9 protein-coding genes are annotated in these 13,253 nt (G+C 27.9%); 2 read left to right on the top strand and 7 right to left on the bottom strand.

Annotated features, from left to right (window positions below; translation table 11 throughout):
- The first annotated feature begins 312 nt into the window (after positions 1–312).
- Both EDD60_RS13870 and EDD60_RS13865 read left to right on the top strand, forming a co-directional pair.
- Positions 313–3,003, top strand: a complete 2,691-nt coding sequence (locus EDD60_RS13870) for a PD-(D/E)XK nuclease family protein (protein ID WP_066450087.1) — start codon at positions 313–315, stop codon at positions 3,001–3,003.
- Positions 2,993–6,604 carry a UvrD-helicase domain-containing protein gene (locus EDD60_RS13865; RefSeq protein ID WP_066450083.1) on the top strand — a complete coding sequence of 1,204 codons (3,612 nt, stop codon included), beginning with the start codon at positions 2,993–2,995 and terminating at the stop codon, positions 6,602–6,604. The genes EDD60_RS13870 and EDD60_RS13865 overlap by 11 nt, the downstream gene beginning before the upstream one ends.
- A 25-nt stretch (positions 6,605–6,629) precedes the next feature.
- Here EDD60_RS13865 and EDD60_RS13860 read toward each other — a convergent pair whose 3' ends face one another.
- From EDD60_RS13860 to EDD60_RS13830, 7 genes are all read right to left on the bottom strand, one after another.
- On the bottom strand, positions 6,630–7,013 hold the full coding sequence (locus EDD60_RS13860; RefSeq protein WP_066450080.1) for a hypothetical protein: 384 nt from the start codon (positions 7,011–7,013) through the stop codon (positions 6,630–6,632).
- 85 nt (positions 7,014–7,098) lie between these two features.
- Positions 7,099–8,559 (bottom strand): G protein-coupled receptor family protein, encoded by a 1,461-nt coding sequence (locus EDD60_RS13855; RefSeq protein WP_066450079.1) that lies wholly within the window; start codon positions 8,557–8,559, stop codon positions 7,099–7,101.
- On the bottom strand, positions 8,552–9,424 hold the full coding sequence (locus tag EDD60_RS13850) for an ATP-binding cassette domain-containing protein (protein ID WP_066450078.1): 873 nt from the start codon (positions 9,422–9,424) through the stop codon (positions 8,552–8,554). The genes EDD60_RS13855 and EDD60_RS13850 overlap by 8 nt, the downstream gene beginning before the upstream one ends.
- Positions 9,415–10,101: a hypothetical protein gene (locus EDD60_RS13845; protein WP_066450077.1), complete on the bottom strand. Its 687-nt coding sequence runs from the start codon at positions 10,099–10,101 to the stop codon at positions 9,415–9,417. Before EDD60_RS13845 ends, EDD60_RS13850 begins: the two co-directional genes overlap by 10 nt.
- Positions 10,091–10,630 (bottom strand): RNA polymerase sigma factor, encoded by a 540-nt coding sequence (locus tag EDD60_RS13840; protein WP_066450075.1) that lies wholly within the window; start codon positions 10,628–10,630, stop codon positions 10,091–10,093. Before EDD60_RS13840 ends, EDD60_RS13845 begins: the two co-directional genes overlap by 11 nt.
- A 110-nt stretch (positions 10,631–10,740) precedes the next feature.
- Positions 10,741–12,519, bottom strand: coding sequence for a HAMP domain-containing sensor histidine kinase (locus tag EDD60_RS13835; RefSeq protein WP_066450073.1), 1,779 nt, complete (start codon positions 12,517–12,519; stop codon positions 10,741–10,743).
- Positions 12,491–13,186 carry a response regulator transcription factor gene (locus EDD60_RS13830; protein WP_066450071.1) on the bottom strand — a complete coding sequence of 232 codons (696 nt, stop codon included), beginning with the start codon at positions 13,184–13,186 and terminating at the stop codon, positions 12,491–12,493. Before EDD60_RS13830 ends, EDD60_RS13835 begins: the two co-directional genes overlap by 29 nt.
- Positions 13,187–13,253: the final 67 nt, after the last annotated feature.

Here is a 13,253-nt window from a genome sequence, read left to right as displayed (position 1 = left end):
ACAGGATTTCTGGAAAATCTATCCGTAGAGCAGTACGAAAAGATATTTGACTTACTTATTGAAAAAGCAAGTCTAGAAAAGATATATGAAGCTGCGGATTGTATAAAAGGGTAAACTTGGAATAAAAAGGAAGTTTTTAGTAAAAGAGACTTCCTTTTTTATATCTCTATTTATAAAAATTCATTATGAATGCCTTGAATAAATTGATTGACAGTACTTTGATAAACACTTTTATTTAAAAAAATATGATTTTAAAATTCGGAAAATTTAAACAATTATGATATAATCTTTGATGTTTAAGGAGGAAAAGATATGAAAATAATTAAGGGCCTCAATCATTACCAAAAATGGGAAATTATGATAAAAGAATGCTGTGAAAATGCAAAATTACATCCTTTTGAAAAATATATAATTATCTGTGATAATCCAAGAGTTGTTGAACAACGCTTTTTTCAATACACACATTATCTTGTTAATATTGAAGTTATAACTTGGAATCAATTTTTAAAACAACTACAAATTAATTTACATCTTACTAAACATCATATTGCTAGTACTGTAGAATTAACTTATCATTTAAGAAATATTTTAAAAAATGAATCTTTTCATTGTTTTGAAAGTGCTACACCTTACCCCTTAATTCAAGAATTTATTCCTTTAATCAAAGATTTTGATATCAATCAAACATTTTATCAAGAAGATGAATTTGAAAGTATAAAATTAAAAGATTTTGCCCATCTTTATCATTCGCTTTTATCATGTCTTAATCAATATACCCATATAACATTAGAAAGTTTCTTTGACTGTATTGATTTTTCACCATTAGAAAAAATGCATATTTATATTGATGGAGATCATCTTTATGAAAACAAAAGACAAAATATTATCAAGCGTCTAGCTCAAAATCATGAGATAATAATGAGTTACACTTATCATAATGATCAAAGAATTTTCAATATGCCTTATCATCTTTTCTGTAAAGATGCAATGGAAATTGATCAACCTACTTATTTAACACAATCCTTATTTTTACAATCTACAACACCTTGCCAAGAGGACCACCCTTACTATACATTGACTGCTTCAACACCTAAACAAGAAATCAAACGTGTTGTTTATAGTCTTTATCAAAAAGTTGTTGATGAAGGATTACGTTTTCAAGATTTTGTGATTATTTATCCAGATAGTAGTTATGTGAACGATTTAATTGATGCTCTAGAACAATTACATATTCCTCATTCTTTACCCCAAACACATTTAACACAATATGATTATAGTTACCAAAAGATTCTTAAAGCTTTACAAGCATCAACTCAGACAACTTTTCATGAGATTGCAAAAAATCTTTTATTAGAAGAACTTGATGCAACATATCAAGATTATCTTAAGCAAATATTAGATTATCACGAAACAATAACACCTCATGAATTTATCGATTTCTTTAAATCAACATATCCAAAGCAAACTCAAGAACTCAATCTTTATAAAGATCATGTTGAAGTTTGTACAATTGATAAACTTTCACTTAGTCAACCAAAACATATCTTCTTTTTAGGAATGAATGAAACAATTTTTCCACATTTAATAAAAGATACATCTTTGCTTTTAGATGAAGATATTGAGTTGTTGAGAAAGCACCAAATTCCTACCCCACTTTCTACAACAGAACAATTAGGGGTTCATCATAATGACATTCTTAAAGCGTTCTTACAACCATCTTATAGCATGACTTTTTCATATGCCCTTCAAACCTTATCAGGAGAAGCACGTTTACCTTCTTCGCTCTATAAACAATTAAATGACATGTTTCATCTCAAGCCATTTATGACAAATCAATTTTTATCATTAGATGATTATTATTTAATGGGTGGTTTAGATCAAAACAAGACAATTTTAAATCATCATATTCATGATTATAAATCTTCAAAAAATCAACCTGTTACCTTATCTCAAAATATTGTTGCGAATCTTTATAGTCCAACATTATCAGTGAGTCAAATTGAAACTTACAACAAATGTCCTTTTCTTTACTTTATTCAATATGGTTTAGGCATTTATCCTTTAAAAGAACAACAATTGATGCCTAATGAGTTAGGAAGTCTTGTCCACTATGTCTTATCAATCAATATTAACGATCAGCAAGATATCTCACAACTGGTTGATCAATATATAGCTGAAAATGAAGTCCTATCTCAAAAGATTGCGACATCAAAAGTCAATCAATACTTCATTGAACAATTAAAAAAAGACTTAAAAATCACTTTAACAGTTCTAAAAAGACAATTAAACATTTCATCTTTTGCTGTTCATGACAAAGAAAAGAAAGTTCAAAGTGATATACAAGGAATGCATTTTAAAGGATTTGTTGATCGTATTGATCAATATGAAAATTATGTTTCGATTATTGATTATAAATCAAGCGCAAAAGATATTGATTTAAATCTTGCTATGCAAGGTTTTAACATTCAGATGTTATTGTATTTAAAGATGGTCACAGAATTATATCAAAAAGATCCAGGGGCAGTTCTTTATTTCAATACTAAAAAACGTATTCTATCAATCAATCAACCAATGAGTGAGCCGATTGATGAATCAGAATTCTATAAACAATATCGTTATGGTGGATATGTGATTGATGATGAAAGTCATAGTGTTATTCAGGCAATGGATCCAACTTTTGATAGACGTTCAGATATTATTAATGTTTCTTATGTAAAATCAAGAAATGAATATAAAGGACAAATATTGACTTCTTTACAACTTGAAAAATTACTAGAAGAAATAGAAAAACATATTTATGAATTATATCAAAATATGTTGAATGGAAATATTGCAATTGATCCTAAAGGCAGTGATCAAAATGCTACACATACTTTAGTCAATCCTTGTCATTATTGTCCATATCATAGTGTTTGTAGTTTTGATGTTTTCTATAATGACTATCACTTGGTTGAATTTTTAGATGTTAAAAAGATATTAGGAGGTGAAGAAGATGCCGTTTAATGAAGGACAATTAAAAGCGATTCAACAAAGACATTCCTCAATTCTTGTTAGTGCTCCGGCGGGTAGCGGAAAAACAAAGATTCTTGTTAGTCGTATTGTTGAACTACTCAAAGAAGGCTATGAAATCTTTGATTTTCTTGTTTTAACTTTTACTCAAGCTGCAGGAAATGAAATGAAACAAAGATTAAGTGAAGAATTGAATGAGATTGTCTCATCAGATATTGATGAAGAATTAAAAGCTCATCTTCAAAATCAAATTCTCCATCTTCCTCACGCCTATATAACGAACTTCCATGGTTTCTGTAACTTATTGCTAATGAAATATGGATATCTTGTTAATGTTATGCCTGGTTTTGAAATTAATAGTGATCCAACTGCTATTAAAAGAGAAGTCTTAAAAGAATGTGAAGAAAAATGGATTGAGAATGATGAAATTAAACAATTCTTAGAATTATATTTTCCGGGTTATTCTTTAAGTGGATTTGAAAGTTTACTTTTATCAGTTGATGAGATGTCACACTCCATTGATAATTTTTATAGTTTTATTGATACAATCAAAACTCAAAATTACGATACCCTCTCATCATCATTAGAAGATTGGCCACTCTTTTCCTATCTTCAACAGATTTTTTATAACGAAACTGTGCTAGCAATGAATAAACTTATAGAATTAAAGTATTATTGTGAAACACATGACTTAATTGACTTCTATGAAAGACCTGATGAACAAACTGAAAAGAATCAAGTCTTACCCGTGCCTTTTGAAGCTTATTATGATTATTTAGATGAGCGAATCAAAATTTTTAAACAACAATTAACATATGATACGCTTGTTTCAATGGTAAAAGCACCATTACCTAAATCATATAATATGTCTTGGAAGGATATTGAACCTGAATACAAAAAAACTTTTACAAAGATGAAAGGTGATATTTTCTCATCTTATAATAAAGCTGCTCAATCTTATTTAGAAGATAATCCAGAGGATTTCGTAAAGAAACTAAAGGTAAGCTATGAAGCCATTGATATGTTATTGTCTAAAGGGAAACTGCTTTATCAGTTTCAAATGGCTTATCAGGCAAAAAAGAAAGAACTCAATCAATTAGATTTCTCTGATCTTGAAAGATATGCTCATGAGCTTTTAGAACCAGAACATGGGATTATTAATATCTTATATCATCGTTTAAAAGAAATTATGGTTGATGAATATCAAGATACGAATCAAATACAGGAATCTTTATTACTTAAAATCGCCAATTATCAAGACCCACATATCCCTTTATTTATGGTAGGAGATATGAAACAATCTATTTATCGTTTTAGACAAGCAGATCCACAAATCTTTTCTGATAAATATGATACCTTTTCTTTAACTGATGAAGATTGCCAAAAGAGTCAAACAAGAAGAATTGATTTGGTTTTTAATTATCGTTCTTCTAAGGTTGTTTTAGATTCTATTAACTATATTTTCAATCAAATTATGGATAAAGAGATTGGTGGTTTAGAATACTATTTGGATGATAGCGCACGTTTAAACTATGACTATATGGGGAAAGAAAATGGTCGTAAAGAAGAAGCAAGAGCACGTTTCTTTCAAGATGAAAATCTTACAACTGAAATTTTAATTGATATTTATAATCCTGCTTCTTCTTTAGATAAAGAACAGTATGAAGCTCATATGGTAGCGCAAAAGATATTGAAGTTAAAAAATGAAATGAAAATTAATCAAAAACCTGTTGATTATAAAGATATGGTTGTTTTAATGCGTTCAACTGTTTCTTTCTTAACTTTCAAAAAAGTCTTTGACTTGTATCAAATTCCTAACCATATTGTTTTATCACAAGGGTTTATGAATTCTAATGAAATAGAAAATATGATGACTTTTCTAAAAGCCATCAATAATCCTTATGATGATGTTGCTTTACTGAGTATTCTTAGACAACCTTATAGTATCTCTTGTATTCCTTTAGATATAATTGCTAGGCTTCGTCAGGATGATAAAGAATCGCCACTTTATGAATGTTTAAAAGTTTCCAGTGAGCCTTCTATTCTTCAATTTTTAGAAGTCTATGAAGAACTAAGAAACTATAGTTATTCACATTCTCCTTATGAATTGATGAAAAAAATTTATGAAGTGACAGACTACCCATTGTTTGTTGCTCAAATGATTAATGGTGCTCAAAGAAAAGCAAATCTAGAATTATTCTTAGATATTATTTTACAAACCCAAGAACAAGCACCTTATCTTGATGAATTGATAGAGGCTTTGAGCAACTCATCTGATTATGCTCCTGCCAATTCATCTTCAGGAAGTGATAATTACGTCGAGTTTATGACAATTCATAAATCCAAAGGTCTAGAATTTCCTATTGTTTTTGTTTGTAACATGCATAAGCAATTTAATACCCAAGATAGCAAAGAACGTCTTATGATTGATAAACGTCTTGGAATTGCAATGAAACCAAGAGTGAAAGTCTCAACTAATGAAATAGAAGATATAACGGTTGAATATGAAAACTGTTATCGTAATATGATAGCAAGACGTCAACTTGATGAATCAGTGAATGAAGAAATGCGTATTTTGTACGTTGCATTAACACGTGCTTCACAAAAACTCATTTTAACTGGTGTTATAAAGAATATTGATGAAATCACTGCAATCCAAGAGAAACTTTTAGTCAACGAAGATCCTGATATATATCATCGTGAAAATGCTCAACATATTTTATTATATGATCGCCTAAGAAAAACAAACAACTATTTAACTTGGGTATTATCAGCTGTGTTACGTCATCCAATGATTATACAACAGTGTCAAAACATTGAAGCCTTAAAACCAAAAGCGCAACAATTAGAAAAATATCATTTTGAAAAACATATGACATTTGATTCAACCGAACATGCTATGTTTTCATTAACTCTTACAACAGATCATGAAATTGAACAAGCCATTCCACAAGTTACTTATGAAAACAAAGTCATTGATGGCACTATCCAATCTCATTATCGTGATTATGTTTATCCTTATGACATACAAGAGCCCCTTACAATGGCTGTAACACAATTACAAAAAATAGAAGATGATCACTATCTATCATTAACATCACCTGATGAAGCAACACAAATAGCAGCAAGTGATAAAGGAACATTAGTCCATCTCCTATTAAGTTATTTATCATTTCAAAATGATGATATACCTTCACTGATTCAACAATTATACGATGAAGAAGTGATTGATGAACAAGGGAAAACAATTCTTGAAGAATATCAAGATAAAATACAGGGTTTTATTGATAGTCCTTATTATCACATGATTCAAAATGCTCAACATGTCTACAAAGAAAAAGCTTTCTCATATAATGACCAAGAAAGAAAGCAAATTATTCATGGTATATTCGACTTAGTCTTTGTCTACCAAAACGAAATTTATGTTTTAGATTATAAAACAGATCGTGTCTCTATAAAAAATAGTGATGAATCGTTAATTCAAAAACATCAAGTTCAATTAAATTATTATCAAAAAGTTTTAAAAGATATGTATCAGCAAGATATTCATGCGATTGTTTATTATTTAAATATTGCAAAAGGAGTAGAATTTTAAAATCTACTCCTTTTCATTTCTTATATTAAAAATATCTTCTTCTTTTATTTCTATATGAATATTTATAAGTCATATTTAATCTTGGTTTATTTTTTGAAACAATATATAACCCCATACACTCCATACCAATTAACATAGCAAACATTGATGACAATTGTGATAACATTTCTAAATGTAAATTCAACATTCCTAAAACAAGTGCAACAACAAAAATGATAAGACTAAAAATAATTCCTAATTTCATCATTACCGTTCCTTCACTCTTATGTAAACAATAAAACCAAATTCCAATTAGAAAGCCTAAAATAAGTGCAGCCACAATAACTTTATATTCAAACTCAATAGTATTTATAATTCCAACAAAAGCAAGCATAATATAGGGTAAAATTATTCCAAAAATTTTATTCATATCAAATGACCTCCATGATATTTAATTATAATCGACAAAACCTGCTCTTTCAAGATAAATAAAAAGAAATAGCACTTTTGCTATTTCAATAACGAATATACTGTTTATAGGATTGTTTATATATAATACTTATCACTAAAATTGTTATAAATCCCCATAATCCAATAACAATCCATCTCATAGGTATAACAAATGCTTCACTAATGATATAAGGTGAACCAATTCCTAAGATGTTATTTTCTAAAAAATAATTATAGAATTGTATCATATTTATAGGTAGACAAAATTCAAAGAATGTTTTCATAAAACTTGGAATGTAAATCATTTGAAAAAACATTCCTACAATAACAAGAATAAATAAAGGAATAATAACTATAAATTTCTTTTTTAATACATAGGATAATCCCATAGAAAGAGTTGCCATTGCAATTGCCCCAAATAGAGGTAATACAATTGCATAGATGAGAAGTGTTAAATAAGTGGTTGGAATAATTGGGATTACACTAAAGAAATCTATACTTGTAACGAGAAAATTCCAACCGTGGATAGGAAAAGCAAGACTTCCAAATAAATAAACAATAATCAATTGTAAGATGATTAATCCAATTGAGAAAAGATATCCTGTTATCAGTTTTGCTATTGTTATACGATGACGATTTGATTGAGTAGGATAAATAATCTGATCCATTTGGTATTCTCTTTCAATCGCAAAGATATTAGCTAATGCTATCATAATAACAAATATAGGTAAAATATAAACCATGGATAAAGCTTGAAGCATAAATTGATTAGGTAAACCACTTTCAAATTGATGAGGTAACGATTCTACTTCTGACATTAAGTACTTCTGAAAACTTGTTGTTTCTTCCTTTGTTAGTTTTTCATTTTGTGTAAGTGTACTTGCTAAATAATCAACTTCCCAAACATTTTTTAATTGAGGATTCAATAAATAAGTATTCCATTCTGATGAAATCAAATGACTGGTATCAATATTATTATCAATGCTTTGATGTATATGTTTATTATGAGTATATAATTCTGATAAATATTCTCTTTTTGAGTCATTTGTATAAATTGTTTCTAATTCAATTGTATCATCTTCTTGTGTCAAATATTCTGGACTTTGACCTATTTCATTAGTTATTTCTTGAATATCCTTTTGAGATAGTCCTGTCTTTTTTTGTTTTTCTAAATAATACTTCCAATTCTTCCCATAAGCTTTAGTCATTGCTTTTTCATCTATTTGATCTCTTGGATATTTTTTCAATTCATTTTTTAAATCTTGAATAATTTGTTTTTGTTTTGCTTGTGACCATTCTCCTGAATAACTATGCATAACAGCATCTTTCGCTTTACAAAACTCAAGATCACTTAACTGTTTTCCTTCAAGATTTGTTAAATTATAGCCTACATTTTTATAATTATCACTTCCATAATAAACTTTATAACAAATCCCTATACTTACCAATATACTTATCAATATAAATAGTCTTATAAATTTTCCCTTTAAAAGCTTTTGAAACTCACTTTTTATTAACCTAATCATAAGCAACTTCCTCAACAAAATAATATAAATATAAATCATCTAAATCAGGAATAACCGCAATTGCTTCATCATGTGGTTTTAAATCAGATACAATTCTCATATAAACTCCATTATTTTGATTATGATTTTTTACAACACGATATCTTTTCATAAGTGATGAAGCATCTTGCTTAGGAACCAATACTTCCCAAACCTTGCCTTTAATCACTTTTATCAAATCTTCATAAATTCCATGCATAATAATCTCTCCTTCTTTCATAATCAGAATATCATCGGCAATACTTTCAATATCACTTACAATATGTGTTGACAACAAAATAATTGTAGATTGGGATAAAGAAGCAATGAGATTTCTAAAAACAATACGCTCTTTTGGATCTAATCCAGCTGTAGGTTCATCAAGAATTAAAATCTCTGGTTCACTTAATAACGCTTGAATAATTCCTACTCTCCTCAACATCCCCCCAGATAAAGTTTTCATTTTCTTATTCAGTTGATTCTCTAAACCTAATTCTTTGACTAAACTTAAGATTCTTTTTTCACTATAATCTTTATTTAAGTTTTTTACAATTGCCATATAATCCAGAAATTCTTTAAGTGTATAATGTGGATAATAGCCAAAATTTTGTGGCATATAGCCAATATGTGAAGCAAAGTTTTCATATTCTAGTGAAGCATCTATATCGTCAAAATGAATTGACCCCTCCCCCTTTAAAAGCCCACAAATCAATCTCATCAAAGTTGTTTTACCACTTCCATTAGCACCTAACAATGCATGAACCCCTGGCTTTAAAGACACATTCACATCTTTAACAACATCATTTTCTTTATATTTTTTAGATACGTGTTCTAATGTTAATTCCATATCAAATTTCTTCCTTTCTTTTCTTTATATAGGAATGTGATATTTCCAATATAAATAAAAACCATAACTATTATAGCGATATAACATGTTGATACTGATATATACGAAACAATATTTAAATAATCAATCACAAAAATCAAACTTAAATAAATCATAAAATAACTCATTAACACACCAAAAATATTTGTTATGAACTTCATAAATTGTAATGATAACATTTGTGATATATAAACTGGTAATAAAGCATAAAAAATAGTTTTGATAAATGTGATTTGATTAAATGGTATCAATATGCATATAAAACCAAACATGCCTAGTTGCAAAATCGCTATACCTACACTTTTATATAAAAAACTTCTTCCTTCATTTATATAAGAAACAGATAAAAGTTCCTTAACCCTATAAATTTGATTTTTCATATATTCCAATATTGCCTGACTTCCTAGAACTAAAAAATAAAGCATAATACATACAGTTGTTGCATCATTCATAAAATAACTGACAAGTGTAATCAGTAACATTCCTATTACTGATATAATCATTTGATTTTTCATTTCTACTTTCATATATTGATAAATTGTTTGTAAATGATGAGTATTATATTTATTCACAATCATATCTAATTCTTCATGACAAGCTTCTTTTGTTTTTTGTAATGCTGTATAATCAATATTCATCTATATGCTCTCCTTCCATTTGTTTTTTGAGCTGAATTAAAGCTTGATAATGCCTTGTTTTTACTGTTGAAATAGGTATATGATAAATCTCTGAAATTTCTTTAAAAGTATATTGATGATAATATTTTAAAATAATAATATCTTGCATAGCTGGTTTTAATTCATATATCACTTCTTGTAATTGTGTACTTGTCATATTCTTTATAATCGTTTCATGTACATCTATTGTTTCATCAGCTATTAATTCATCTTCTAACATTAAATAATTTTTTTCTTTCTTATAATAGTCATAACAAACATGACTTGCAATCTTGTATAAATAATTTAATGCTTTGCCTTCACTATGATATGTTGGCAATGCTCGTATAAACCTAACAAACGTATCTTGAGTTATATCTTTTGCTATATTTTCATCCTTAATTTTATGGCAAATAAAACAATAAACTTGAGGATAGAGTAATTCTATAAAGTGATCAAGGGCCCTATGATCACCTTTTTGAATACGTCTTATATAATATTTCTCGTTCATTTTCTCCCTCCTCACCCTTATAACTGTTTAAAAACAAAAAAAGTTTGACTTTTTAATAAAAATTATAAAAGAAAATAAAAAAAAGACAAATATAATATTAATATCTGTCTTTAATGTTTTAAATTCACTTGGAACGAAACGCCTCTTTCTGTATTATGAACATCATATGAAAAACCATGCAAATCTAAAACTGTCTTACAAATTGCTAAACCTAATCCTGTTCCTTCTCTATCACTTGATACATAAGTATCCCATATTTTCTCTTTTTGTTTATCACTCAAATGTTCACCTTCATTTTCAATGAATAATGTTTGATTTTCATAACAAATATAAATATGACCATTTTGTGGTGTATGTTTAATTGCATTACTGATTAAATTCTTGATAACCAATTCCATTTCAAATAAATCTGCTTCAATCGTAGAATATTCACCAGTTATTACGACCTGTATTTGTTTCTTTTCTAAAAGTGAAGCAAAAGATTCAATGATTGTTGTTAATATATCTTCTAAATCTAATTCTTGAATATGAAGTTCTACTTGTCCAGACTCTAATCTTGATAAATCTAACATAGCTAAAATTAATTGGTTAATCTTATCTGTTTCTTGATTAATGGCTTCTAGATATATAGATTTCTTCTGATCATCTTTTGTTTCTTCTATCAACTCTATATATCCATTAATGATTGCTAGAGGGGTTTTTATTTCATGAGTAAAATTAGCTATAAATTCTTTTCTTACTGATTCTAATTGTTTGACATGTTCTATTTCATCATTAAGCTGTTGGATAGTTAGTTTTAAACGTTGACTCATATGATTAATATTATGTGATAATGTCCCTAATTCATCCCGTGGTTTTTCTGATAAAGAAAGATCAAAATGATTATCTGCAATCTGCCTTGTTATGTTATCTATTTTTTTAATACGTCTTGTTACCATATAAGATATACCTAAACTCATTAAGAAAGATAAAATGAGAGAAAAGATATAGACCTTTATATTATCATATATAGCTTGTGAAAAAGCATAAGTAAAGACATCAAAATAATAATCAACAAAAACAACACTTAGTGTCTTTTGATCATTTAAAGTTATATAGATTCTTTGTGTTAAGACAAGATTATTATCCATTTTTTCATAATCAATCTTAACCATTCCAACACCGCCCATATCATGATTTAATTTTAAGGCTGATTGATATAATATTTGACTAAACTCTTTATCATTCATAACATAAGCTTCTTCATTGGATGAACTATAGTAATCTCTATAAAAGAGATGAGGACTAGAATATATATGAACACAACTAGTCTGTCTATTTTGGGTTTTATCTTCTAAATAGATTTGACCATCCACTGATAAATAAGTTGGCTCTATCTCCTCTCCTCCATTTTCTACATTGATAGTTTTTCCAGCATATTCTACAACAATAGCTTGATCTTTATATTGATTTTGAATATTTTTTTCAATCGCATCTCTTTGTTCTTGAGAAAGTTTATCAAGGTTAATACGAACGGGAATATAGTCAATATATTCATCAGTTTTTGGCACAACAATCATATATGGTTTTTGGGAAAAGTTTTCATTTTTCATTGTTTCATAAATAACTTGATTTTGTTCATCTAATATTACACAATACCCATTTTGATCCTCAAACAATTTTTCTACACTTTCGACTATCTGAGAACTTGTTGCTTGATATGTTTTATCCTCATATTTTCGTGCTAATAAATCAAGTTTGTCAACGATATCATTATTCACCATATTGTTTGCTATGCTTGCACAATTATTTTGATAATCCATATAAACATTAATTGTTTCAACAAGAAAGAACCCTATAAAAATAACTAAAAATATTTTTTTAAATAATGTTAGTTTCAATACTTTCATCAATATTCACCACCTTAAATATATATCCTGTCTTAATGACTGTTTGAATATAAACAGAATACTTTCCTAATTTCTTTCTTAACTTCTTAATATACGTATCAACTGCTCGTCCATCACCATAATAATCATAACCCCAAATTTTATCTAAAATCTGTTGACGTGTTAACAATTGATTATGATGATTACACAAATAAAGAAGTAATTCATATTCCTTATGAGCTAAAATAATAGACTGTCCATCAATAATCAAAACATGATTCATTTTGTCTAATTTCACATGACCAAATTCTAAATACATTTCTTCTATTTTTTGATCTCTTTTCATCATTGCTAAGCACTTTAAATAAAGAATAGATGGTTTAAATGGTTTCGTTATATAATCATCAGCACCTAACTCATATGCCATCACTTGATTTTGATCTTCAGATAAAGCACTTATAAAAATAATAGGTCTTTTGGTTTTTATCCTTAATTGTTTGCACGTTTCATAACCATCAATACCAGGCATCATAATATCTAATAAAACTAAATCAATCGATTCATTCATTAATTCTATAGCCTCATATCCATTACATGCTTCTACCACCTCAATATCCTTTAATGAAAAATATTCTTTAATAATATGACGAATATGATATTCATCTTCAACTATCAATATTCTATACATCCTATCACTCCCTAATATCATCTTATCACATATCTGTGTAATCGAGGTGGAATGATTAAAAAAGGAA

Source organism: Longibaculum muris, assembly GCF_004343035.1.
In the GTDB taxonomy this organism is placed as follows: Bacteria; Bacillota_I; Bacilli_A; order Erysipelotrichales; family Coprobacillaceae; genus Longibaculum; species Longibaculum muris.
The sequence above is the reverse complement of the archived record's forward strand: the minus strand, read 5'-3'. Positions and strand labels throughout refer to the sequence as shown.

Excerpts from the sequence above, each read along its gene's own strand:
- EDD60_RS13850 (WP_066450078.1), bottom strand. The coding sequence starts at position 9,424 with ATGGAATTAACATTAGAACACGTATCTAAAAAATATAAAGAAAATGAT.
- EDD60_RS13865 (WP_066450083.1), top strand. The coding sequence starts at position 2,993 with ATGCCGTTTAATGAAGGACAATTAAAAGCGATTCAACAAAGACATTCC.
- EDD60_RS13860 (WP_066450080.1), bottom strand. The coding sequence starts at position 7,013 with ATGAATAAAATTTTTGGAATAATTTTACCCTATATTATGCTTGCTTTT.
- EDD60_RS13870 (WP_066450087.1), top strand. The coding sequence starts at position 313 with ATGAAAATAATTAAGGGCCTCAATCATTACCAAAAATGGGAAATTATG.
- EDD60_RS13840 (WP_066450075.1), bottom strand. The coding sequence starts at position 10,630 with ATGAACGAGAAATATTATATAAGACGTATTCAAAAAGGTGATCATAGG.
- EDD60_RS13835 (WP_066450073.1), bottom strand. The coding sequence starts at position 12,519 with ATGAAAGTATTGAAACTAACATTATTTAAAAAAATATTTTTAGTTATT.
- EDD60_RS13830 (WP_066450071.1), bottom strand. The coding sequence starts at position 13,186 with ATGTATAGAATATTGATAGTTGAAGATGAATATCATATTCGTCATATT.
- EDD60_RS13855 (WP_066450079.1), bottom strand. The coding sequence starts at position 8,559 with ATGATTAGGTTAATAAAAAGTGAGTTTCAAAAGCTTTTAAAGGGAAAA.
- EDD60_RS13845 (WP_066450077.1), bottom strand. The coding sequence starts at position 10,101 with ATGAATATTGATTATACAGCATTACAAAAAACAAAAGAAGCTTGTCAT.